Consider the following 24,590-nt stretch of genomic DNA (forward strand, 5'->3'; position numbering starts at 1 on the left):
AGCAGTAGAAGGTGGATAACCACCATGACCCTGGCAGCCAGTACGGTGCTGAGCGTCAGTATTGCCTATGCCGCAGACAAGCCGAACATCCTGGTGATCTTCGGCGATGATATCGGCCAGACCAATATCAGCGCCTACGGCAAGGGCGTCGTGGGCTATCAGACGCCCAACATCGACCGTATCGCCAAGGAAGGGGTGATGTTCACCGACTACTACGCGGAGAACAGCTGCACCGCCGGGCGCTCGACCTTCATCACCGGGCAGACGGCCCTGCGCACCGGCCTGTCCAAGGTCGGCATGCCAGGCGTGCCGGTGGGCCTGCAGGCCCGCGATGTCACCATCGCCCAGGCGCTCAAGGCCAAAGGCTACGCCACCGGCCAGTTCGGCAAGAACCACCTGGGCGACAAGGACGAGTACCTGCCGACCAACCACGGCTTCGACGAGTTCTTCGGCAACCTCTACCACCTCAATGCCGAGGAAGAGCCTGAGCGCCCGTACTGGCCCAAGGATGATGCCGATTTCGTCAAGGCCGCCTCGCCACGCGGGGTGATCAAGTCCAGCGCCGACGGCAAGATCGAAGACACCGGTGCGCTGACCAAGAAGCGCATGGAAACCATCGACGACGAAACCACCCAGGCGGCGATCAACTTCATCGACAAGCAGGTCAAGGCCGACAAGCCGTTCTTCGTCTGGATGAACACCACCCGCATGCACGCCTTCACCCACGTGCGCGAGTCCATGCAAGGGCAGAGCGGCATGGTCGGCAACGAATATGCCGACGGCATGCTCGAGCATGACGGCGATGTCGGCAAGCTGCTCAAGACCCTTGACGACCTCAAGGTCGCCGACAACACCATCGTCGTCTACACCACCGACAACGGCCCGAACCAGTGGTCCTGGCCGGATGCGGCGACCACGCCGTTCCGCAACGAGAAGAACTCCAACTGGGAGGGCGCCTACCGGGTGCCGGCCATCGTCCGCTGGCCAGGCAAGATCAAGGCTGACACGGTCTCCACCCAGATGTTCTCCGGGCTGGACTGGTTCCCGACCCTGCTGGCGGTTGCCGGTGACACCGACATCAAGGACCGCCTGCTCAAGGGCGCCGACGTGGGCGGCAAGAACTTCAAGGTGCACCTGGACGGCTTCAACCAGCTGGATTACCTGACTGGCAAGACCGACAAGAGCGCCCGCACCGAGTTCTACTACTTCAGTGATGATGGCGACCTGGTGGGCATGCGCTATAACGACTGGAAATTGGTGTTCTGCGAGCAGCGCGCGCCGGGCGGCCTGAAGGTCTGGAGCGAGCCGTTCACCTGCCTGCGGGTGCCGAAGCTGTTCAACCTGCGCATGGACCCTTACGAGCGAGCCGACGTCGTGTCTGACCAGTATTACGACTGGCTGACCAAGAACGACTACCTGATCTTCGATGGCGTTCGTCGCTCGGCAGCGTTCCTGCAAACCTTTGTCGAGTACCCGCCGAGCCAGAAACCGGCCAGCTTCAGCATCGACCAGATTCGTGCTGAAGTGGACAGGAAGATCGAAGAGAAGATGAAGAAGCAATGAGGTGACTGGCGCCCGTCACAGGCGGGCGCTTACCTTTTCTGCCACTCGGGGCGACACCCGATAAGGTCGATCGATGCGCGCAGCTGTCAGTCCATCCCCCCGTCATGCTGCAGTCGCCGACCCGGCAACCCGCAGCCATCCCTTGCAGGTGTTCATACCCGCCAGTCTGCTGTTTTTTTCTGGCACGGCGGCGCTGGTGTATCAAGTATTGTGGGTCAAGCAACTGTCCCTGGTCGTGGGGGTGGAGGTGTACGCCATCACCGCCGGGATCAGTGCATTCTTCATCGGCCTGGCCCTGGGTGGCCTGGCCTTCGGGCGCTGGGCCGACCGGCTCGCACGCCCGGTCAGGCTATATGCCAGCCTGGAACTGGCAGTGGCGGTGCTGGGCATGCTGGCAACCCTGGCGCTGGGCAGCAGCGCCGGGCTGTTCGCCCGGCTGGAAGCCAGCATCGGCTTGTTGGCCTGGGTGCTGCCGTTCCTGCTGGTGGGCGTTCCGGCATTTTTCATGGGCGGCACCTTGCCGGTACTGATGAGGGCCCTGACGCCAGGCCAGGGGCAGATGGCCGAGGCGGGCGGGCGCCTGTATGCCGCCAATACCGCAGGCGCCATCGCCGGTACGCTGCTGACGGCGTTCGTGCTGCTGCCGAGCCAAGGGGTCACCGGCAGCGCGCTGATCGCAGCCGGGCTCAACCTGCTGGCCGCTGGCGGCGCCTGGCTCTATCGTCGCCGCGATCAACAGATGCCGCGTGTGGTACAGCAACATTCGGTTTCCAGAGCGGGCGCAGCGCGTCTGGCCATCGCCCTGTACTGCGTGGCAGGCGGTGTGGCGCTTGGCTACGAAGTGGTCTGGACCCAATCCATCGTGCAATTCATGAGTACCCGCGCCTTCGCTTTTGCCGTGGTGCTGGCGACCTACCTGCTGGGCCTGATGCTGGGCAGCGCGATCTATGCGCGCCGTGCCGACCACATCAAGGACCCGTGGGGCCTGTTCGGTCTGCTGATCGCCCTGGCGGGCTTGCTGGCGCTGGTGCTGGTGGCCGGGCTCGGCCGTTGGCTGATCGTCGCCCAGACCGAGGCCGAGGCGCTGGTGCTGCAACTGACCGGCAACGAGCTGGCCGGCATGTCCGCGCGTTTCGCCAGCGCCGCGCTGTGCGTGGTGTTTCTGCCGACCACGCTGCTGGGTGCGGCGTTCCCGCTGGTCTTGCGCCTGGCCGTCGAACCTGGCCAGGTGGGCCGCGATGTCGGCACCGTGGTGGCGTTGAACACCCTGGGCGGGATTGTCGGGGTGATGCTGGTGGGCTTCGTGCTGGTACCGCAGTTGGGGCTGGTGCGCACCTTGAGCGTGCTGGCAGTGCTGGCCGCCGTGGTCGGGTGCCTGGCGATGTGGCGGGGGCGGGCAGTGCACAAGGGCCTGCGCGTGGCCATCCTCGGCGTTGCCTTGACCACCCTGGTGGTCGGGGGGCTGACACCAACGCAAAGGCTCGCGGAATTGCTACCCGGTGCGCGCAGCGGCCAGCTCACTTTCTACAAAGAGGGGCGCGGCGGCACGGTGGCGGTGGTCAGCCAGCAACGCCCAGGTGGCACCTTCAACCGCCTGTACATCCAGGGCGTGTCGAACACCGGCGACGCCATGCCTTCGTTACGCTACATGCGCTTGCAGGCCTTGCTGCCATTGTTGATCCATAACCGCGAGCCGCGTTCGGCGCTGGTGATCGGCTTCGGCACCGGTATCACCGCTGGCGCCATGCTGCGCTACCCGGGCCTGCAGCGCCCGGTGGTGGCGGAGCTGCTGCCCGAGGTGCTGGCAGCGGCGCCGCTGTTCAACGGCAACTATGCGGCCGTGAGCGATCCGCGCCTGGAGATCCGCCTGCGCGATGGCCGGCGGGAACTGCTGCGCAGCAGCGAGCGCTATGACCTGGTGACCCTGGAGCCGCCACCACCGTCCGCCAGCGGGGTGGTGAACCTGTATTCGCGGGACTTCTATGCACTGGCGGCCTCACGCCTGGAGCCCGGAGGCATCGTCGCCCAGTGGCTGCCGTTGCCGACCCAGAACGTCGATGACACCCGTTCGCTGGTGCGCAGCTTCCTCGATGTGTTCCCCCACGCCAGCCTGTGGACCACCGAGTTCCATGAAACCTTGCTGATTGGCTCGCTCGAACCGATGCAGCTTGATGTTGCAAGGATCAGTCAGCGCTTTGCCCAACCCACGGTTGCCGGGGCGCTGGCCGAGGTCGGGGTGGGCTCGGTAGAGGCCTTGCTGGCCACCTGGCTAACCGACCGTGAAGGGCTGCTGCGCTTTGCCGGGGATGCCCCGGCGGTGACCGACGACCGCCCGCGCATCGAGTATGCGCCGTGGGTGCGCGCACGGGAGATCACCCGCGTGCTGCCGCCACTGCTGGCACTGCGTACGCCACCGCCCTTGCACGGCGGTGATGACAGCCTGCGGGCGGGCGTCGAGGCGCGCTGGGGCCTGCTACGCAAATTCTATGGGGTAAGCCTGCTGGCTTACGAGGGTAACCGCCAGGCGTGGGCGCGGGAGGTCCGGCAACTGATGCAGGCGGACGGCGCGAACCCGTATTTTCGCTGGTTCTTCGCAGGCGGGCAGTGATTTCTTCCTGAGGAGTCGATCGTATCATGGCATCCCGACGTGCAGCTGCTCGCAAGCACACAGCCGACAGTGTACCGAGTCCGATTTTTCGCGCGCGCGAGGAGCGCGTCGCCGATGGCAAGCGTTTGCGTGACAAGGTTCCGCGAGAGAGCCATGGCAAATGGAAGCCTGCACCCAAGCGCGACGTCATCGCCCTGCTGGAAAAGTCCAACCGCGACCGCCTGCAGGACCTGGTGCCGATCCGCTACGGGCGCATGTTGCGCAGCCCGTTCACCTTCCTGCGTGGCTCGGCAGCGCTGATGGCCTATGACTTGGCCCAGGTGCCGAACATCGGGGTCACCGTGCAGGCTTGCGGCGATTGCCACCTGCTCAACTTTGGTCTGTTCGCCACCCCTGAGCGCAACCTGGTGTTCGACCTCAACGACTTCGACGAAACCCTGCCAGCGCCCTGGGAATGGGATATCAAGCGGCTGGTCGCCAGCTTTGCCGTGGCGGCCCGCGACAATGGCGCGGTCGACGCGCAAGCGCACAAAGCTGCGGTCGCCTGCGCCCGGGCTTACCGTGAACACCTGCGGCGGTTCTCCAAGATGAAGCCGCTGGAGGTCTGGTACTCGCGGCTGGACGCGCAGACGTTGATGGACACCGCGCCGGACGCCAAGGCCCGCAAGTTCCGCCAGCAACTGTTCGACCGCGCCCGCGAACGGGTGATGGAGAGCGTGTTTCCGAAGATCGCCGGGCAGGTGGGCGGTCAACCACGCATCGTCGATCAGCCACCGGTCATCCAGCATGTCGATGAGCCGGACTTCATCGAGCGCGTGCGCAGTGGCCTGGAGGCCTATCGGGCGAGCCTGTCGGACGAGCGCCGGGTGCTGCTGGACCGCTATCGCCTGGTGGATGCCGCGCTCAAGGTGGTCGGTATCGGCAGCGTGGGCACGCGCTGCTATATCGGGCTGTTGTTCTCCGAGGAAAACCACCCGTTGATCCTGCAGTTCAAGGAATCCTGCCGCTCGGTGCTGGAACCCTATGCGGGCAAGAGCCAGTACGACAACCAGGGGCAGCGGGTGGTGATGGGGCAGCGGCTGATGCAGTCGTCCAGCGATATCTTCCTGGGCTGGGTAAGGGGGCCGGCCGGGTATGACTTCTTCGTCCGGCAATTGCGCGATATGAAGATGTCGGTACCACTGGAGCACATCAGCATCACGCAACTGGAGCGCTATGCCGACTTCTGCGGTATGACCCTGGCACGCGCCCACGCCAAGTCAGGCGATGCCGCGACCATCACTGGTTACCTGGGCAAGAGCGACGTGTTCGACCAGGCCCTCGGCGACTTTGCGCTGCTGTATGCCGACCAGACCGAGCGCGACCATGAGCGGTTGGTCAAGGCCGCACGCTCCGGTCGGGTGAAAGTGATCAACGAAGAGGAATGACAGTACGATGACAGGCCTGCGCAAATGGCTATTGCTGGTAGGGGTCCTGTTCGCGTGGGCGGCGATCGCCAGCGAACCACCGGGCAGTGCAACCGACGGTGTCCCCGGGGTGCCGGCCGACCTGCGGGTGGCCAACCGCACGATCATTACCTTGCAGGCGACCCTGCTCGGCGAAACCCCGGCGGGCAGGGTGCAGCGGGCAACGGCGGTAATCGATGAGGCACTGCAAGGCACCGATGAGCCGCAGGTGCGCATCGATTCGATCCTCAATAGCCAGTTGGTCATCCTGGAAGGTCGGCGTGCCTTTATCGTTGCGCCGCAGGACTTGGGCGTGGACGGCGGTGATACCCGTGCGGCGGCCGAGCGCGCCGTAGCGAACCTGCAACAGGTGATCGACGAAACGCGGCAGGCACGCAGCGTGCGTTTTCTGTTGACGGCTACCGGGTTGTCGTTGCTGGCCACGCTGGTCTATCTGGTGTTGATCAAGGGCGCGAATTTCGCCCGTCTCAAGTTGCGGGCCTTTCTGCCAGCCGTAATGCGCAGCCGGGCGAGGGAGATCAAGGTCGGGCAGCTGTCGCTGTTCGACATGCAGTACGTGTATTTCTTCATCGACCGCCTGTTGCGCCTGCTGTACTGGGCAGTGGTGCTGCTGTTCAGCTACGAATGGCTGAGCTATGTGCTGTCGCGCTTCCCCTATACCCGGCCGTGGGGTGAGAGCCTCAACGTCTACCTGCTCGACATGCTTCGGTTGTTGATGAATGGCGTGGTCAATGCCATCCCGGGCCTTGCCGTGGCCGTGATGATCTTTTTCATCGCCCGTGGCGTCAGCGGCTTCAGCCGCCGCTTGCTCGAGCGCCTGTCGCGGCCCGGCACGCTCAAATGGCTGACCGCAGAAACCCTGCATCCGACCACGCGGCTGACCTCGCTGGCCATCTGGCTGTTCGCGCTGGTCATGGCCTACCCGTACCTGCCGGGCGCCGGCACGGACGCCTTCAAGGGCCTGTCGGTGCTGCTCGGCCTGATGATTTCGCTGGGCGCTTCCAGCGTGGTGGGGCAGGCGGCCGCCGGGCTGATCCTGACCTATTCGCACACGCTGAAGGCGGGCGAGTATGTACGCGTGGGCGAGCACGAGGGCACGGTCACCGAGGTGGGCATGTTCAACACCACCATTCGCACGGGGCTCGGCGAAGTGCTGACGCTGCCGAACTCGATGATCACCGGGTCAGTGACCAAGAACTACTCACGGGTCGGGCAGGGCGCCGGCTATATCGTCGACACCGTGGTGACCATCGGCTACGACACGCCCTGGCGCCAGGTGGAGGCGATCCTGATCGAGGCGGCAGAGCGTACCGAGGGCATCCTGAGCACGCCCAGGCCCCAGGTGTTCCAGACCGGGCTGTCGGACTTCTACCCGGAGTATCGCCTGGTCGCCAAGGCGACGCCGGAGCAGCCCAAACCCCGGGCGGAGCTGCTGAGCATGCTGCATGCGAATATCCAGGACGGTTTCAACACCTACGGCATCCAGATCATGTCGCCGCACTATCGGGAAGACCCGAGCAAGGACAAGTGGGTACCTCGGGAGAAATGGTATTCGGCCCCGGCACGTGATCCTGGTGCGGGGCCGGATGACCGGACAGCGGCCTAGCTGTCATTTTTTCAGTGACTGGAACGGCCATTACCGCCGTCAGCGCGTCCACCAAAGGGATATGTTCTCCCTTTCGGATAGCGAATCCTGTACGTCGGTAATCATTCAGAACCGCCAGGTCGCACCACCGCCGACGATATGCAAGGCGCTGTTCTTGTAGGTACCCGATAGCGTATTGCCCGAACGTGACTTGGTCTGGTCGACGTCCATGTCACCCAGCCACACCAGGGTATAGGCCAGGTGGAGGTCCAGACCTTCCTCGACTTCATAGTTCACACCGGTAGCCAGGCGCCAGGTTTCACCCATGGGGTTATCCACGGTTCGGTCCTTGTCGTCGACGGCGGAGCTGTCATAACCCACCCCGACACTCCAGCGCACTTGCCGGGTGGCTTGATACATCGCACCCACCGAGGCATGCCAGGTGTCCTTGTACTTGCGATCCACCGTGCGACTGACGCCGCCACCATTGGCATCGACGTCAACCCCGACATCGCCGAAGTCACTCCAGTCCTGCCAGCCCAGGCTGCCGAGCAGCTTCCACTGTTCGTTCAGGTCGTGGGCAATACTGGCGGTGACCGTTTGCGGCACATTCAGGTCCAGTTCCAGCGAGTCGACATCGAGGCGATTGAGCCCTGCGTTGATGATGGGGTTGGTGATGTTGCGAACATGCGGGCTGTCCTTGAACTCCAGCTTGACCTTGCTGGTGTAGGCAAGGCCGACCGCAGTACGAGGGGAAAGTTGGTAGAGCAGGCCGAGGTTGACGCCGGTGCCCACGTCCGTGTCCTTGTACTCCAGCTGCCCGTCCGGGCGATCGCGCAAGCCGAGCAGGTTGTTGTTGATCGCCATCTCGGTGCGGTAATAGCCCAGCATGATGCGCGGGCCAATGCCGAACGACAGGTCATCGGTGAACTTGTAGGCCAGCGTTGGCTGGAAGGACACACCGATGATCGCCGCCTCTTGCGTGAAGTAGCGGCCGGCCCAGTCATCGTCGTAATCCAGGGCCAGGCCGAAGTTGCCGTACATGCCAAAACCGATCGCCGAGCGGTCGTCGATCTGATGGCTGATGAACAGGCTGGCACCGGGCAGGTACTGCAACGCGTTGCCGCCTTCATTGCCGTCGAACTGGTTGTTGGCATCCCGGGAGAATTTGATATCACCCAGAATGACCTGGGCATTTGCGCTGATCTGCGTGCCTTTCAACTGGGTAAGGCCCGCGGGGTTGCTCATCAATACGCTAGGGTCCTTGGCCAATGCCGCAGAGCCTGCATTGGCCAAGCCGTTGCCTTCCTGGCCGGCTTCGTAGATGAAAATGCCGCCGGCTGAAGCCTGAGTGCTGGCCAATACCAGCGAGCAAGCTGTTGCCGGGAGTGACAACCGTCGGGCACAGCGCTGATAAACATTCATACCGCTGCTCTCCATTGCATGACGAGGAATTCAATCTCCAGGGCCGACGGATTTGGCGCTGACATGCCGATTCAGAGCGGCAGCGGGCGGTGTCATCACAAGCTCCTTTTGATTGCTGCGCGATGAACTTTAGGCGACATTTCCTCTTAGGCAACAGCGCAAGGTTTTTGCTGAACTGATATAGCGTGCCTTCAGGGCTTTCGCTTTAGGCATAACTCACTGATGTCAAAGCGATTGCGAGCGGCCCCTTTAATCAAGCTGAAAAAACTCAAAACTATCGTGACCATGAAAGACTGGCTCCAAACCTGTCGGCATTCACATCCTGGCGTATTGATAAAACCGATAGCTGCTATATCGCAAGCATCACTTCCATCAAAGAAAATACGGTTCACGACGTAACCACATGATGGAATCTGCCATGAAAAAAGTCTCTTTCACCGAACGCATGGTCCATGCCGTCGGCTATGAAATCTTCGCTGTGCTGCTGTGCGCCCCCTTGCTCTCGTGGATCATGGGCAAGTCGCTGGCCACGGCCGGTACCCTGGCGGTCACCCTGTCGGTGATCGCGATGATCTGGAACATGCTCTACAACGCGCTGGTCGACCGTTTCGTCGCCACCCCGCGCATCCAGTGGAAAGCGCTGACGCGCTTCACACATGGCCTGGGCTTCGAGGCGGGGCTGGTGGTCTGGTGCCTGCCGGTGGCGGCCTGGATGCTGGAGATCTCGCTGCTGCAGGCGTTCATGGTCGAGCTGGGCTTCTTCGTGATCATCCTGCCCTACACCGTGGTGTACAACTGGTCGTTCGACCGGGCCCGGCACTTCATCCTGCAGCGCCGGGCCATGGCCTGAGGCCTCAGAAGTGCTTGCTGACAGCGGCGACCACTGTGGCGCTGCAGACATCGTCGAAGCCATAGCTGCTGGCGCATTCGGCCTGCGACAGGTTGGTGTCCATGTAGCTGAGGCGCCAGGTGAGCCCGAGCAATTCGCGGGTGAACCTGGCTTCCCATTCACGGTAGGCATCGCGCGACTGGCCGCTCTGTGACCAGTAACTCGGGTCCTTGAAGTCGACGCGGCCGTAGCGCAGCTCCAGGCCGACCTCCAGCGGCAGCACCGTGTGGTAGCCCACGAAGGTGTAGAGGCTGTCCTGATCCGTGCCGTACTGGGTGGTGGCATCGTTGGCATAGTACGCCGCGAGCTTGAAACCCTGCACATCGAGGATGGCGTAGAGTTCGGACAGGTTGTACCGGCTCTCCTTGGGGTAGGTGTACCTGAGATAGCCCAGGTCCAGGTTGACCTGCTCAGCAATCTGCCAGGCCCAGCCACCGTAGTAGTCCACCTCCTGGCGGGTCTTGCTGCCAAAGCCGAAATCGACATTCGAGGTCCAGGCGCCCATATACAGGCCGCTGGCATGGCTGAGCATGACGTCAGCCTGCGCGGCCGGGTCGCCCTGGGTTTGCGAGATGCCGCGGCTGCGGTAGTCACTGACGGCGGCCAGGTCGATGTCGACCGCGAAGTCATCGTTGATCGGCAAGGCGATGGCGGCGGGGGCGAGCGCGGCGCAGCCGAGTGCGCACACGGCGGCCAGGGTAGCGTGCTTCATGGTCATCCCTATCTTGTGTTGTGGTTGTTGTGGCAGATAGAAAAGGCGGCATGCCTGGGCTGGCATGCCGTGCAGGTAACAAGAGGCGCAGCGGTTTACCTGGCGTAGACCTGGCGGCCGCCAAAGTAGGTGGCCAGCACCTGGGTCTCACCCAGTTGCTGGTCGTTCACCGCGAGCACGTCACGGTCGAGGATGACGAAGTCGGCCTGCTTGCCCGCGCTCAGCGTGCCGATCTGCTGCTCCAGGCCCAGGGCCTTGGCGGCGTTGGCGGTGTAGGCATACAGCATGGTCTGGCGGTCGAGGCGTTCATCGGCATTGAGCACGCCTTGCTTGCCTTTGCGCGTTGACGCCTGGGCGATGGCCTGCCAGGGGCTGGGTGACGACACCGGCCAGTCGCTGGCGCCGGCGATGGTTGCGCCATTTTTCTGCAGCGAATGGGCCGGATATTGGTAACGGAACGCCGTTGCGTCGACGTAGGGCTTGACCATGTCGACGGTGTAGTCGTCGCCGGCGGCCCACAGCAGTTGCATGGATGCAATCACGTCGAGCGCCTTGAAACGGGCGAAGTCCTGCGGGTTGACCAGTTGCAGGTGGGTAATCGAATGGTGGATGCCGCTGTTGCCGGCCTTGCGCGCCTGCTCAACGCCGTTGAGTGCCTCGCGCACCGCACGGTCGCCGATGGCGTGGATGTGCACCAGCCAGCCGCGCTGGTCGGCGGCGCTGACCAGCTCGCCGAAATGTTGCGGGTCGATCAGCAGTTCGCCCGGTTTATGGGTGTTGTGGTAGGGCTTGAGCAAGGCGGCCGATTGCGCGGGGTATTCGAGCACGCCGTCGGCGAACACCTTGATGCCCGGCAGGGTCAGGTTCGGTACGCCGGCGAACTGCTTGCGCACGTTGTCGATGGTCTGCAGGTCGGCGGGGGTGCTTTTCGGGTTGACCACCAGCAGTGCGGCGACATGCGCGTTCAGGCCGCCTTGCTCGGCGAGGGCCTTGTAGGCGGGCAGCACGCCCACGGTCTGGTCGGTGGGCTTGATGGCGAAGATCGCCTCGCCGGGCATGCTGTTGGCGGCCGGGTCCATCCAGGCCGTGATGCCCAGGCTGTTGTTGAACTGCACCGCAGCCTGGGCACCCTTGAGCAGGGTGGCGGCATCGGCCTTTGGCAGTACGCTGGCGACCCGGTCCCAGCCGGCGTCGACCAGGAAGCCACTGGGCTGGCCATCGTCGAAGCTACCGATGGTGTCTTGTTCCTGCTTGCTCAGGGTAGCCAGCAGCGCCTTGTCGATACCGGCGCGCTTGAGCATGGCCTGGTTGGCCCAGGCAGTGTGGTAGTCCTCGCCGATGAACACGATGGGCGTGGTGGCCCACTCGCCTTGGCTGAAGCGCTCATTCAGCGCCTTGGCCTGGGCCCAGTAATTCGAGCTGACGCCGAGGACTTGCAGCACATCACCATGGCGCGCGCGCCCATCGTCGCGCCAGGTGCGCAGGCGGGTTTCGAACTCATCCAGCGCTATCGCTTCGCCGCCCATGTCGGCGCCACTCAGTTGCAGGCCGCCGAAGATGGCGTGGGAGTGGGTGTCGATCAAGCCTGGCGTGACACGCTTGCCTTGCAGGTCGATCACCTGGGTCTTTGGGTCAGCGAGGGCCCGCGCCTGGGCGTCGGAGCCCACGGCGACGATCTTGCCGCCTTCGATAGCGATGGCCTGCGCCTGCGGGTTGCTGCGGTCGGCGGTGAAGATCTTGCCGTTCACCAGCACCAGGTCGGCAGCGGCCAATACGTGCCCCGAGGCAAAAGCCACGGCCAGCGCCAGCAAACCAGGTAGACATCTCGACATGTGTAGCCTCTTGTATTTATTGGTGTGAGGCGAGCCTACCCAGCGCAGGCTTGGCATAGAATCGCCAGAACGCTAAAAAGCCTTTTGCCATTCAGGAAAAACCGCATGGACACCTTGGGTGCGATTTCGATGTTCGTCGCGACGGCCGAGCACGGCAGCTTCAGCCGTGCGGCCGAGGCACTGGGCAAGACGCCTTCGGCCCTGACCAAGGCGGTCACGCACCTGGAGCGCGAGCTGGGCAGCCAGCTGTTTGAGCGCAGCACGCGGCGTATCGTGCTGACCGAAGCGGGCCGGCTGTACCTGGAAACCGCCCGCCAGGTGTTGAAAAGCCTGCACGAGGCCGGTGAAGAGATCAGCCAGCTGCAGGGGGTGTCCGGCACCTTGCGCCTGACCGCACCACTTGCTTTTGGCCGGGCGTTCCTGGCCGACGCCTGTGCCGGCTTCATGCGCGACTACCCGCAGATCCAGCTGCGGGTGGAGTTGTCCGACGCCTTTGTCGACCTGATCGAAGCCGGTTATGACCTGGCGTTGCGCGAAGGGCACAGCGACCTGCCGGGCCTGATTGCCCGGGTCATCGGCAAGAACCGCATCTTTCTCTGTGCCAGCCCCGGCTACCTCGAACGCAACCCGCTGCCGGTGACGGCGCACAGCATTGGCCAGCACCAATGGCTCAAGTACATTCACCCGGCGCTGGATGCCAAGTTCTGGTGGATGCAGTGCGACGGCGTGCGCATGCGCCTGCCGTATCCGCAGAAGGCGCGGCTGGAAAGCGACAACTACGACTTGCTGCTGCGCAACGCGCTGGCAGGGCACGGCATCCTGCATACCCCGGAGTGGAGCGTGCGCCGTTACCTGCAGGAGGGGCGATTGGTGCGGGTGTTGGAGCACTGCGTGATCGAACCGGATGCATTCGGTGAAGACATCCTGGCGGTCTACCCCAGCCACCGGCGCGCCAGCGGCAAGGTGCTGGCATTCATCGACTACCTGCAGGGCTATTTGCAGCGGTTGTGAGGTGCAGGCTTGCGTAGGGCTTGGGTTGTGCGGTGTTTTTGAGATCGAGCGCCGCGCGGGCGGCGCTCGATGTCACAGGCGCAACAAGGCTGACGACAAACACTCACGTCCCCACCCCAGCCTGTGAGAGGATGTCCATCCCCCGAGCCAGGACCCCGAACGCAGCCTGATGAAGACACCAAAACGAATCGAACCACTGATCGAAGACGGCCTGGTCGACGAAGTACTGCGGCCATTGATGAGCGGCAAGGAAGCGGCCGTCTACGTGGTGCGCTGCGGTGCCCAGGTACGCTGCGCCAAGGTCTACAAAGAGGCCAACAAGCGCAGCTTCCGCCAGGCCGCCGAATACCAGGAGGGCCGCAAGGTCCGCAACAGCCGCCAGGCCCGGGCCATGGCCAAGGGCAGCAAGTACGGCCGCAAAGAGGCCGAAGACGCCTGGCAGAACGCCGAAGTGGCGGCGCTGTTCCGCCTGGCCCATGCCGGTGTGCGGGTGCCCAAGCCGTACGACTTCCAGGACGGCGTGCTGCTGATGGAACTGGTGACCGACGCCGACGGCGATGCCGCGCCACGCCTGAACGACGTGCACCTCGAGGCCGAAGAGGCCCGTGAGTACCATGCCTTCGTCATCCGCCAGATCGTGCTGATGCTCTGCGCCGGCCTGGTGCATGGCGACCTGTCCGAATTCAACGTGCTGCTTGGCCCTGACGGCCCGGTGATCATCGACCTGCCACAGGCGGTGGATGCGGCGGGCAACAACCATGCGTTCAGCATGCTGCAGCGGGACGTGGCGAACATGGCGCATTACTTCGGGCGCTTCGCCCCGGAGCTCAAGGCCACCCGCTACGCCGATGAAATGTGGGCGTTGTACGAAGCCGGCGAACTGCGCCCGGACAGCCCGCTGAGCGGGCAGTTCGAGGAGGACGACGAGGCGGCCGACGTAGCCGGGGTGATGCGCGAGATCGACGCCACCCTGCGCGATGAAGCCCGCCGCCGTGCGGCGCGGGATGAGGCCGAACATGGGCCGGCCAAGGCTGAAGAGCCGACGCCGCCTTGGATGCAATGACGGCCTGAGCGCAGCTGCTCCGCAGAGCAGATCGCCTTCTTTGGAGCTCCACCTTTCTCTGGGTAGGGTGGGGCTCTGAAGGCACTGGCATGTCACTGAACTGAGTGCCAGTAATAACGGCTTCAAAGTTAATATCCCTGCATATATTCCTACTTTGCAGGTAATAAATTCCTACGCATAAATTCGCTATTCTCGGAAACCTCCTACAGCAGTTAATTACTGTTGGATATATTCCTACAGGATAAGTCTGCCCCGTGTAGGACTATTATCCTATTGCCAGGCGCTAGTATCTGCCCATGTTCAAGTCGCACATGGGGTGGACAGGTGTCCGATCTATCTGAAGTTGCTGATCACCAAGCAAGTGACAGCGGCCTGGCCTGCCTGGTCATGCTGGCGCGGTATCACGATGTAGCGGTTTCTTCCGAGCAACTGAGTCATGAATTTGTTACCGATGGCAAGCCATTCTCGGTTGCTCAGCTGTTGCAGGGATTCCAGCATTCTGGCCTGAAGGCCAAACATCGGCGCACGGATCCGAAGCGCCTGGCGCACATGCCGCTGCCGGCCATCGCTACGGACAGGCAAGGTGGCTATTTCATCATCGCCCGGATGGAGGGCGGTCAAGTACTGGTGCAGGACCCGCGGGTTTGTGCGCCGCAGACCTGGACGCTGGTTGAGCTAGAGCAGCGCTGGGCCGGGGAGCTGATTCTGGTCCGCTCGGACGCGCCCTTGCCTCGAGGGCTTGAACGGTTTGACTTGACCTGGTTCATCCCGGCAGTGGTCAAACACAGAAAGTTGCTGGGTGAGGTATTGCTGGTTTCTTTCATCATCCAGATCCTCGCATTGCTGACACCGTTGTTTTTCCAGGTGGTGATGGACAAGGTGTTGGTCCACCGGGGCCTCACCACGCTGGATGTCATTGCGCTGGGCTTGTTGGCCGTATTGCTGTTCGAAAGTGTGCTCAGTGGCTTGCGCGCCTATGTCTCGGCGCATACCGCTTCGCGTATCGATGTCGAACTGGGCGCCAAGTTGTTTCAGCACCTGATCGAATTACCACTCGCGTACTTTCAGGCGCGGCGAGTGGGCGATTCGGTTGCTCGTGTGCGAGAACTTGAAAATATCCGAAGTTTCCTGACCAGCAACAGCATAACCTTGCTGCTGGATGTGTTGTTCGTTGCGGTATTCATCGTGGTCATGTGGCTGTACAGCGGTTGGCTGACGCTGCTGGTCATCGCTTCATTGCCGCTTTACTTGCTGCTCTCACTGCTGGTCACCCCCTTGCTGCGTGCCCGAATCGACCAGAGTTTTCAACGGGGGGCGGAGAACCAGGCGTTCCTGGTCGAAGCGGTCAATGGCATTGACACCTTGAAAACCATGGCCGTCGAGCCGCAGGTGACGCGCCGTTGGAACCAGCAGTTGGCGGCCTATGTCGCCGCCAGTTTCAAGACCCAGAACCTGTCCAACATCGCCCACGAAAGCGTGGCCCTCATCGGCAAACTGGTCACGGTCGGCACGTTATGGCTAGGGGCTCGACTGGTCATCGAGGGGGCGCTCACGGTTGGCGAACTGATCGCCTTCAACATGCTCGCCGGCCGCGTGGCGCAGCCGATCATGCGCCTGGCGCAGTTGTGGACCAGCTTTCAGCAGACCGGTATCTCGATCCAACGGCTGGGGGACATTCTCAACAACCGTACTGAGGTCAGCCACGGCGCTCAGCTGCCTGTACTGGAAGGGCGGGTCGAACTCGATCAGGTGTGTTTCCGCTATCGTCCGGGCGGCAACGAGACCCTGCGCGATGTCAGCCTGAAGATCGCCCCTGGCGAGGTGATCGGCATCGTCGGCAGGTCCGGTTCCGGCAAAAGCACATTGACCCGGCTGATCCAGCGGCTGTACTCGCCGGAGCGAGGGCGGGTGCTGCTCGATGGGACTGACTTGGCACTGGCCGATGTCACCTCACTGCGACGGCAGATCGGCGTGGTGCTGCAAGAGAACATGCTGTTCCGGCGCACCGTGCGCGAGAACATCGCACTGGCCAACCCTGCCGCCGCCCTTGAGGAGGTTATTGCAGCGGCCACGCTGGCAGGCGCGCATCAATTCATACTCGAACTGCCAGACGGCTATGAGACCTTGGTTGGCGAGCACGGCGCCAGCCTGTCGGGTGGCCAGCGACAGCGGATCGCCATAGCACGTGCGTTGATGGGCAACCCGCGCATCCTCATTCTGGACGAAGCCACCAGCGCCCTGGACTACGAGTCCGAACGGATCATCCAGCAGAACATGGCGCGCATCTGCGCCCGGCGCACGGTCATCATCATCGCCCACCGCCTTTCCGCCGTGCGCCATGCCGACCGCATCGTGGTCATGGAGCGTGGGCAGATCATCGAACAGGGCGCTCACGATGAGCTGTTGAGCAACCCGCAAGGCGCCTATGCCTACCTGCATCGGTTGCAGCAGGGGGCAGCAGCATGAGTTCGCCGATCCTCGACCTGCTGGAGCGCTACCGCGAAGCATGGCGCAACGCCTGGAGGCGGCGCGCAGCCATGCAGGGGGCGCCACGTGAGCCCGATGAGCTGGCGTTCCTGCCCGCAGCGCTGGCCTTGCAGGAGACCCCGGTGCATCCACTACCGCGCCGTCTGCAATGGAGCCTGCTGGCACTCATAGCGCTGGCCTTGCTGTGGGCCTGCGTGGGCGAAATTGATGTAGTCGCCAGCGCCGAGGGCAGGATCGTTCCCAGTGGCAGGAGCAAGGTCATCCAGGCCAGTGAGGTCGCTGTGGTGCAGGCGATTCATGTACTGGACGGCCAGACCGTTGCCAAGGGCGACCTGCTGGTCGAGCTGGAAGGGCAGCTGACCGCCGCCGACATCAAGCGCCTGAACGGCGAGCTGCTGGCCGCCCGGATCGACCTGGCACGCGCCGCTACCTTGCTCGAAGCGCTCGATGACAACACCGCGCCGGCCTCCCTGGCGCCACGCATTCCCCAGGCCACGGCACAACAGCAGGCGACCGCACAACGCTGGCTGGAAGGGCAGTACCAGGAGCTGCGCACCTCCTTGCAGCAGGCCGATGCCGAAATCGCCCAGCGCGGCGCAGAGATCCGCTCGGCACAAGCCCGCGCTGATGCGCTGCAGCAATTGCTGGTGATCACCCGCCAGCTCACGGCGGACTATCAGCAGCTGTTCAGCGAGTCGGCGGTCGCCAAGCACACCTACCTGGAAAAGGAACAGGCCCGCCTGGAGCAGGAGCGCGAGCTGGCAATTCAACGTTCACGCATTGAAGAACTCGGCGCTGCCTGCCTGGCCGCCCAGCACCGCCGCGAGGGCGTCATCGCCCAGCTGCGCCGGGCCATGCTCGACCTGCATGCCGAGGCCGAGCGGCAGAGCGCGACCCTGAGCCAGGAACTGTACAAAGCCGAACAACGCCACCGGCTCAGGGCACTGACGTCCCCGGTTGACGGCACGGTGCAGCAGTTGGCCATTCATACCCAGGGCGGCGTTGTGACGCCTGCGCAGACATTGATGGTGATTGTGCCGAGTGATCAGCCGGTTGAAGTGGAAGTGCAGGTCGAGAACAAGGATATCGGCTTTGTTCGGGCTGGGCAGGCGGTGGAAGTGAAAGTGGAGACGTTCACGTTTACCAAGTATGGCGTTGTACCTGGGGTTGTGCAGAGTGTTTCCAATGATGCTGTTGAAGATGAGCGACGGGGGTGGGTTTATAACGCCCGGATTCAGTTGGGGTTAAGTACTTTGCGGGTTGGGGATAAGGATGTGCCGCTTGCTCCGGGTATGGCGGTGCGTGCAGAGCTGATTATTGATAAGCGCAGGGTGATTAGTTATTTCCTTAGTCCGTTGCAGCGACATGTTCGGGAAAGCTTGGGGGAGAGGTAGAGCGTGCTTGTAGGGGGTAGACGGTTGGTCGCTGATTGGTTGGAACATATTTGGATTATAGGTTGCTGTCTAGGAGGTTAACCCATGTGGCGAGATCTCAAGGTCTTATTGATTAAGTTGTACGTGATTGTTTGGCAGGTACTGAGGGTTTGTAGTGGGTTAATTCTGTTTTCTTGCGCGGCTGTAGGGGGCGGTGCATGCCATCCCACGCTAGTTTGTATGGAAGCCCATAAAGTTCCTGCTCCAGCGGTGGGTCATGATGTCTCTAATGAGATGGAGTTGCAGGATAGAGGTTGGTTCGAGGCTGACGATTTCACGGCTAACCGAGATGCCGGTTCGTAGATCGTATTTTGTAGATTGCTGAATTCATAGGTGGTAGGCGAGGTTAAGATGAATAGGACGGTCGGTACGTTGTGCTTGCTCATAGTCTGGAACCTGCTAAGGGTTATCGTTCTATGCTTATTGCTTGTTTCTCCCATTGGGCTGGGCGGGCTTGCGATCTTGAGTGAGTTTTACATCGGCATCACATCTTGGGGCGTCGAGGGACAGTCATTAAAAACTTGTGAGGAGCAGTAACTTAAAATTCGATGGGTTGGATTAGTGGGTGGGTCCGGTTCTTGGGGTGCTACATATGTATTGGGGTAAGCCATTATGAATGGGGTTTGAGCGTAAGTATTGGATGCTTGAGGTATTTTTCTAAATGGAAAAGAATTCAGCTTGAGTATGCTTGATGAGGGAGGTTGCATGAATAAGTCCTTGGGTATGTACGCATTGATAGTTGTATGGAATGTACTGAGACTTTTGTTTTTTTTAATGCTTATTCTCTCAACTGCAGGTGTCGGCTTTGCTGCAGTGTAGGTAGTCGAGGTTTCGTAGGAGTTGCTGTTAAATTATTGCAAAGTTGAATGTTGTCTGCTGGCGACTTCGTTGTTCTTTCGATTTCTCCCGTATAGGGCGGGCTTCGACATGCTGGAGCGCGTTGGACGATAAGGTTGACGTAAAGGTTTATCAATAAAATAAGAGGTGATGTATGTCTGGTTTGCTTCAGGAAGATGTAAGGCATGCGCGCGAGCTCTTTGAGTCTCAAGGCGCCAGTGCAATGTACGATTATTTGGCTGGCAAAGGTGATCGTTATGCGATCTTGGCCAATGGAGTGGTCAGAGGTAACTCATTGGCGGGGGTTGCCGCAATTAGCTTCATGAAAGTTACTGAAAGTGATGCAGGTCGCCCGATGCAAGATGAAGATGTCGAGTTTGTTCGTGTAAAAATGGCTGAAGGCTATTTGGACTTGCTGGATTCTAAAGTCTTGACTGGGACTGTGGGTGCGGAAATTAATTATAGAGAGGTGTGGGGCTTTCATGATCGGGTTTTTGAAGGGTTGGGCAGGTCTAAAGATGCCTGGACACTGAATTCTGTATTTACATTGATGGACGATAAGGTGCGTCAGCCTTATTGGGAGAAGGTGCTGAGTTCGGCCGGTAATCCGATGCAAGAGTTTTTATTAGCAATTGAGACTGATAGCAAAATGGGTATTTCAACTAGCCTGGCACCTGTAGAGTTGCGAAGTATGGCTACTTACTGGAAGAGTCGTATTGATTCTCCGGGTGGTATGCTTTCGCTGGCTGAAGAGCTGGCAAAATCCATGAGTAAGCAAGTGAGTGAGCTTTTTACTGACCCTCTGGCCGCTACGGTGGCGCCTGATGATTCTCCAATTCAGATCGAAATCACCCCAACTACCGAATCCCGCCGCGACCTGCAAGGCCAGGACGACATCCGCAACGACGTCAGCGCCGGCTACGTCAACCGCCGCCTGACCCACAGCATCGCCTTCACCGACAACACCCTGAACAACACCGACTTCACCTCCGCCCAGCTGGGCAGCCTGGCCACGGGCGGCATCCGCCCCGGCGAGCTGCAGCTGGACCCCAACGTCCGCCCCAACCAGCACCTGGCGCAGTTCTATCAGGACGGCACTGACACACCGGACTTCAGCCTGCGCAACGCCGCCGTCCTGAACGGCCTGGCCGCCATGACCACGGTCAACATCTTCGTCGACCCGCTGCTGTTCGACCTCAGTGGCCAAGGCGCAGGGCTGACCGGTATTGAAGACGCAGTGCTGTTCGATGTCGACAACAGCGGCCAACTGCGGCGCACAGGCTGGGCCGATCGCCAGACCGGCATGCTGGTGCACGACGACGGCAGTGGCCAGGTCGTCAGCATCCGCCAGCTGTTCTCTGAATACTTTGGCGGCCAGCCGGGCAGCAATGGCGCCCCGGGTGAGGCGCCGTTCAAGGATGGTTTCGCGGCGCTGGCCAGCGTCGATGCCAATGCCGATGGCTTGATTACCGCCGACGATGCAGCCTGGGCACAGCTGAAGCTTTGGGTCGATGCCAATCACGATGGCGGTGCCGATGCCGGCGAGCTCAAGGCTTTGCCGGAACACGGCATCACGCAGATCGACCTGCGCCAGGTCCAGCCGGTGAACGAGGTTCGCCAGGGCAACGAAGTCATCTCCCGCGGCACGTTCGTGGCCAATGGTGTGGAGCGTGAAGTGCTGGCGGTGAAGTACCTCGCCGACACCGTCGGTAACCTCGTCGAGCAGCAAGACAGCGCCACCATGCTGACCTCCATCAGCGGAGCGACCTCGCGCCGTTCCTACATCAGCAACAGCCCGCAAGGCGCCGAGCTCGATGCCGCCGCGCTGGGTGTGGATACCGTGCAGGGCGGGGCCGGTGATGATGTGCTCAAGGCCGCCCCGGGCGGCAGCTGGCTGGTTGGCGGCGGTGGCAGCAACACCTATGTGGGCGGTGCCGGTGACGATGTGCTGGTGATCAGCGCCACTGACCAGCTGGCGAACATCCGCGGCAACGGCGGGCGTGACACTGCATTGATCGTTGGTGAGCAGGGTGTCGGCCTGAACATGGCCGAAGCCGGGCTGACCATCGCACAGGGCGGGCGTGGCAAGGACGTCATCGTCAGTGGCGGGCAGCGCGGTGTTTTCATCAAGGGCGGATCGGGTGACAGCCTGCTGATCGGTGGCGGCGGCAACGATGTGCTGGTAGGCGGCACGGGCCGTAACACCATCATCGGCGGTACCGGCAAGGCCGTCATCTATGCCGGCCCCAATGGCGATCGCATTCAGGCTTCGGCCGCTGGCAGCATCATCCATGCCGGCGGCGGTGCAGACCAGATCACCGGCGGTGCGGCGGATGACGTCATCGAGGCCGGGCGCGGCAACGCCACCATTGATGGCGCAGGCGGGGTCAACCTCGTCACCTTGCATGGCAATCACGATGAGTACCTGATTTCCCGTACGGCGACGGGCTATCAGGTAAACGATCGGCAGGCCGGGCGTGATGGCGGCCTTACCCTGAGCAATGTTCAGAAGCTCAGTTTCGCCGACATCGCGGCGATCGACCTGCAGGCCCCCGGTGCGTTGCCGATTGGCGACACGCTTGCCTCGGAACAGATAGCTGCGTTCGCCACCACGGCAACTGCCCTGGTCATTCCTGCCTCGGTGCTGCTGGCCAATGACCTGCTGCTCAACAGCACTGGCCCGCTGCGGATTGCCTCGGTTGCTGACGGCAAGGGCGCGACCGTTCGGCTCAATGAGCAGGGCGATGTCGAAGTTACGCCGTTGCCCGGCCATGACGCGGATGTGACCTTCCGCTACGACCTGGTCGATGCCGCCGGCAATGCATCGGTGGGGGTGACGGAGGTGTCCAGTGGCGCATCGGCGCCATTGCGCGCCACAGTGACCTTGCGCCACGACCAGTCGCCTGTCGATCCGTTGGCATCTCGCCAGTGGTACCTCAATGAGATCGACGTTCAGCCGGTCTGGCGCGAGTTCACGGGCAAGGGCGTAAGGATCGGCCAGTTCGAACCTGGGGGCGAGTTCGCCGTTGCGCCGGAAATCTTCGACATCCAGCACCCGGACCTGCAAGCCAACATCGACCCTATCTGGCTGCAGACCCAGCGCAGCAATGGCACGCTCCCGGCCCTGGCTTCCAACCATGCGACGCAAGTGGCGGGGGTGATGGTAGGCGCGCGCAATGATCAAGGCGGCATCGGCATCGCCTACGACGCGAAACTCGGAGGGCACTACCTTGCCAATAAAGGCGATGACCTGACCAACCTGGGGCAGATGGTCAATTACGACATCGCCAACCACAGCTGGGGTTTCAAGAACGATTTTGCCATCGGCAACGTGCCCGAAGGCAAGATCGACACGTCCCTGGCCCTGGCCTTCAGCGCAACACTGGCGGCCACCAACGGTCGCGGCGGGCTGGGGACCGTCATCGTCACCTCGGGCGGCAACCAGCGCGAACAGGGCGGCAGCGCGCAAGGTTCGCTGATCAACAACAGCCGCCACGCCATCGAAGTGGCGGCGGTCAATGCCAAGGCGGACCTTTCGGTGTTGCAGGTTGCCAGTGCGCCATTCTCCAACCCCGGTTCCAGCTTGCTGGTGGCCGCGCCAGGTAGCCATGTGCTGTCCAGTGGTATCAACCTGGAGGCCGAGCGTGGCGCCAAGGTTGGCAGTGCCTATGGCACAACCCAGGGCACCAGCTTCGCTGCGCCGATCGTCTCTGGCGTGGTGGCGTTGATGCTGCAGGCCAACCCGGGGCTTGGCTACCGGGATGTGCAGCAGATTCTGGCGTTGTCCGCACGCAAGGTCGATGACCCTGCTACCGCCTGGCGCGACAACGCCGGGCTCAACTGGAATGGCGGGGGCATGCGCGCCAGTCACGACTACGGGTTCGGCCTGATCGACGCGCGCGCTGCCGTGCGCCTGGCCGAGTCGTGGGCTGGCCAGGCGAACAAGGCCAACGAGCAGCAGCTGGCTGCCGGCAGCGAAGCGCTTGCGCAGGAGATTGCGCCAGGGCAGGTCAGTACATTTGCCTTGAGCCTGCCGGCCGGGGTGCTGGTGGAGCATGTCGAAGTCGACATTCACTCGCAGGTCGGCCGCCTTGGCGACATGACCGTCACGCTGATATCGCCTGGCGGTACACGCAGTGTGCTGCTGGACCGCGCTGGCAAGGCACCGGGCTCGGCCGAGGACGACCTGGGCAATTTACGCTCGGGCGAATTCAAGTACGGCGTCATGTCAACGCATCATCGCGGTGAACGCTCGGTCGGTGAGTGGCAGCTGGAAGTCAGCAATGCCGGCAACGGGCTGCCGTTGACGCTTGATCGCTGGGCATTGCGTGTCGTGGGCAGCCCCAGCAATGCCAATGATGTCTACTTCTACACCAACGACTACGCCGATGCCGTCGCGCAGAACGCTGCGCGTGCCGTGCTGGATGATGCGGTAAACGGCAAGGCAGGCGGGCGCAATACCCTCAATGCCGCTGCTGTCAGCCGCAGTATTTCGGTCGATCTGGTCAGCGGTATCGCCAGCATCGCCGGGGCCGCGCTGACCATTGCACCTGGCGCGGTGCACAACCTGATCGGTGGTGACGGTGACGACACCCTCATCGCTGGCGCGGACGGTGCTTGGCTCGATGGCGGTCGTGGTTACAACCTGCTCAAAGGCGGCAACGGAACGGACCGCTATGTCATTCACAAGCGTGCTGACGGACGTGATGAGCTCCATCAGTTCGAGCGCTCCCGAGAGGTCGTCGACCTGATTGGTTTTGGCATCAAGGCCTTTACCGATTTACAGCTTAGCCAGGATGGCGCTGCTGCCGTGGTTGACTTGGGGAATGGGCAGACCCTGCGCATTTCACAACAGGCGGTAGCCGAACTGCAGCCGAGCAATTTCCGCTTCCTAGACACGCTGATTGCTGCACCGGGCTATTTCGACGGTAGCCCTGAAGGGCCGGCGCCGGAACCGGCAAGCGGCACTGTGCTGCTCAGTGGGGGGGCAGAGGGTGTGTCACTGACATCGGATGACTCGGGCCAACTTGTCGCATCCTTGGCAGGCACGATCTATGGCCCGGCAAGTGTTGCGCCCAGTGTCTTCGTGGTGGGGCAACAGGACGGTGCGACCGACTACAAGAACGCTGTGCGTGGCTTCCGGCACGGCATCGACAAGATCGACCTGAGCCAGACCGGCATCAGTCGCTACGAAGACCTGCAACTGACCAAGGACAAGCGCTTCCAGTTGAATGGCTTCGCGCAGATACACGGCGTGACGGTGGCGGGGCAGGGCAACATGGTCAAACTGCTGTATCTGGATGCGCTGGAACTGGCCCAGGTAACGGCTGACGATTTCATCTTCGCCCCGCCAGCTGCTGCGGCTTTGCCCACCATGGCACCCGCAGTGCTGCCCAACCTTGCCAACCTGGTCGATGCCATGGCGGCGTTCGCCCCGCAAGCTGCCAGTACCAACCTGCTAGCCGAGGCGCCCATGCAGCGCTGGGAATCGACCATTGCCGTCGCGGCATGATCCAGCTCAAGCGCCGGGCGGTACGAAGCCTGCCCACTCCCACAGGTACAGCACTAGCCTGAAGGCCTGTGCAATCCCTGTGAGAGCGGGCGAGCCCGCGAAGAAGCCGGCACAGGAAACAGCTTATTACTTCAGACGCAAGGCATAATCTCGTCATTCGGCCTTTT

At 62.2% G+C, this 24,590-nt stretch carries 13 protein-coding genes; 10 read left to right on the top strand and 3 right to left on the bottom strand.

All coding sequences use genetic code 11. The features are described from left to right. The first annotated feature begins 24 nt into the window (after positions 1-24). The 4 genes from ABE528_RS12075 (at position 25) to ABE528_RS12090 (ending at position 7,243) form a co-directional block, all read left to right on the top strand. Positions 25-1,563 (top strand): arylsulfatase, encoded by a 1,539-nt coding sequence (locus ABE528_RS12075; RefSeq protein WP_346653084.1) that lies wholly within the window; start codon positions 25-27, stop codon positions 1,561-1,563. A gap of 73 nt (positions 1,564-1,636) precedes the next feature. Beyond that, positions 1,637-4,171, top strand: a complete 2,535-nt coding sequence (locus ABE528_RS12080; protein WP_346653085.1) for a fused MFS/spermidine synthase — start codon at positions 1,637-1,639, stop codon at positions 4,169-4,171. Positions 4,172-4,197: 26 nt separating this feature from the next. Then, positions 4,198-5,598, top strand: a complete 1,401-nt coding sequence (locus ABE528_RS12085) for a DUF2252 domain-containing protein (protein WP_346653086.1) — start codon at positions 4,198-4,200, stop codon at positions 5,596-5,598. Between the two features lie 7 nt (positions 5,599-5,605). After that, positions 5,606-7,243, top strand: coding sequence for a mechanosensitive ion channel domain-containing protein (locus ABE528_RS12090; protein WP_346653087.1), 1,638 nt, complete (start codon positions 5,606-5,608; stop codon positions 7,241-7,243). A gap of 105 nt (positions 7,244-7,348) precedes the next feature. On the opposite strand, the gene ABE528_RS12095 is transcribed toward ABE528_RS12090, so the two are convergent. Continuing rightward, positions 7,349-8,647, bottom strand: coding sequence for an OmpP1/FadL family transporter (locus ABE528_RS12095; protein ID WP_346653088.1), 1,299 nt, complete (start codon positions 8,645-8,647; stop codon positions 7,349-7,351). A 418-nt stretch (positions 8,648-9,065) separates the two neighbouring features. Between ABE528_RS12095 and ABE528_RS12100 the strand changes: the two genes are divergently transcribed. After that, positions 9,066-9,497: a multidrug/biocide efflux PACE transporter gene (locus tag ABE528_RS12100; protein ID WP_346653089.1), complete on the top strand. Its 432-nt coding sequence runs from the start codon at positions 9,066-9,068 to the stop codon at positions 9,495-9,497. Positions 9,498-9,501: 4 nt separating this feature from the next. Here ABE528_RS12100 and ABE528_RS12105 read toward each other — a convergent pair whose 3' ends face one another. Both ABE528_RS12105 and ABE528_RS12110 read right to left on the bottom strand, forming a co-directional pair. Continuing rightward, positions 9,502-10,248, bottom strand: a complete 747-nt coding sequence (locus tag ABE528_RS12105) for a TorF family putative porin (protein WP_346653090.1) — start codon at positions 10,246-10,248, stop codon at positions 9,502-9,504. Between the two features lie 95 nt (positions 10,249-10,343). Beyond that, on the bottom strand, positions 10,344-12,080 hold the full coding sequence (locus tag ABE528_RS12110) for an amidohydrolase (protein WP_346653091.1): 1,737 nt from the start codon (positions 12,078-12,080) through the stop codon (positions 10,344-10,346). 105 nt (positions 12,081-12,185) lie between these two features. On the opposite strand from ABE528_RS12110, the gene ABE528_RS12115 reads away from it, so the two are divergent. From ABE528_RS12115 to ABE528_RS12135, 5 genes are all read left to right on the top strand, one after another. After that, the gene (locus ABE528_RS12115; RefSeq protein ID WP_152957811.1) at positions 12,186-13,091 is read left to right on the top strand and encodes a LysR family transcriptional regulator; all 906 of its coding nucleotides are present in this window, start codon (positions 12,186-12,188) and stop codon (positions 13,089-13,091) included. Between the two features lie 169 nt (positions 13,092-13,260). Further along, positions 13,261-14,154: a PA4780 family RIO1-like protein kinase gene (locus tag ABE528_RS12120; protein ID WP_152957812.1), complete on the top strand. Its 894-nt coding sequence runs from the start codon at positions 13,261-13,263 to the stop codon at positions 14,152-14,154. A gap of 324 nt (positions 14,155-14,478) precedes the next feature. Continuing rightward, a complete protein-coding gene (locus tag ABE528_RS12125; protein WP_346653134.1) occupies positions 14,479-16,620 on the top strand; it encodes a type I secretion system permease/ATPase in 2,142 nt (713 codons plus the stop codon). Beyond that, entirely contained in the window at positions 16,617-18,035 is a 1,419-nt protein-coding gene (locus ABE528_RS12130) for an HlyD family type I secretion periplasmic adaptor subunit (protein WP_346653092.1), read from the top strand. Before ABE528_RS12125 ends, ABE528_RS12130 begins: the two co-directional genes overlap by 4 nt. Before the next feature lie 1,642 nt (positions 18,036-19,677). Beyond that, complete coding sequence (locus ABE528_RS12135; RefSeq protein ID WP_346653093.1) at positions 19,678-24,423, top strand: S8 family serine peptidase; 4,746 nt, start codon at positions 19,678-19,680, stop codon at positions 24,421-24,423. Positions 24,424-24,590 lie beyond the last annotated feature (167 nt).

Origin of the sequence: Pseudomonas sp. TWI628, assembly GCF_039673865.1 — a bacterium.
Classification (GTDB): Bacteria; Pseudomonadota; Gammaproteobacteria; order Pseudomonadales; family Pseudomonadaceae; genus Aquipseudomonas.

What these genes read in the sequence shown, in the direction of transcription:
- ABE528_RS12090 (WP_346653087.1), top strand. Translation starts at nt 5,606, where the DNA reads ATGACAGGCCTGCGCAAATGGCTATTGCTGGTAGGGGTCCTGTTCGCG.
- ABE528_RS12095 (WP_346653088.1), bottom strand. Translation starts at nt 8,647, where the DNA reads ATGAATGTTTATCAGCGCTGTGCCCGACGGTTGTCACTCCCGGCAACA.
- ABE528_RS12130 (WP_346653092.1), top strand. Translation starts at nt 16,617, where the DNA reads ATGAGTTCGCCGATCCTCGACCTGCTGGAGCGCTACCGCGAAGCATGG.
- ABE528_RS12120 (WP_152957812.1), top strand. Translation starts at nt 13,261, where the DNA reads ATGAAGACACCAAAACGAATCGAACCACTGATCGAAGACGGCCTGGTC.
- ABE528_RS12115 (WP_152957811.1), top strand. Translation starts at nt 12,186, where the DNA reads ATGGACACCTTGGGTGCGATTTCGATGTTCGTCGCGACGGCCGAGCAC.
- ABE528_RS12075 (WP_346653084.1), top strand. Translation starts at nt 25, where the DNA reads ATGACCCTGGCAGCCAGTACGGTGCTGAGCGTCAGTATTGCCTATGCC.
- ABE528_RS12105 (WP_346653090.1), bottom strand. Translation starts at nt 10,248, where the DNA reads ATGAAGCACGCTACCCTGGCCGCCGTGTGCGCACTCGGCTGCGCCGCG.
- ABE528_RS12085 (WP_346653086.1), top strand. Translation starts at nt 4,198, where the DNA reads ATGGCATCCCGACGTGCAGCTGCTCGCAAGCACACAGCCGACAGTGTA.
- ABE528_RS12100 (WP_346653089.1), top strand. Translation starts at nt 9,066, where the DNA reads ATGAAAAAAGTCTCTTTCACCGAACGCATGGTCCATGCCGTCGGCTAT.
- ABE528_RS12110 (WP_346653091.1), bottom strand. Translation starts at nt 12,080, where the DNA reads ATGTCGAGATGTCTACCTGGTTTGCTGGCGCTGGCCGTGGCTTTTGCC.
- ABE528_RS12135 (WP_346653093.1), top strand. Translation starts at nt 19,678, where the DNA reads ATGAGTAAGCAAGTGAGTGAGCTTTTTACTGACCCTCTGGCCGCTACG.
- ABE528_RS12080 (WP_346653085.1), top strand. Translation starts at nt 1,637, where the DNA reads ATGCGCGCAGCTGTCAGTCCATCCCCCCGTCATGCTGCAGTCGCCGAC.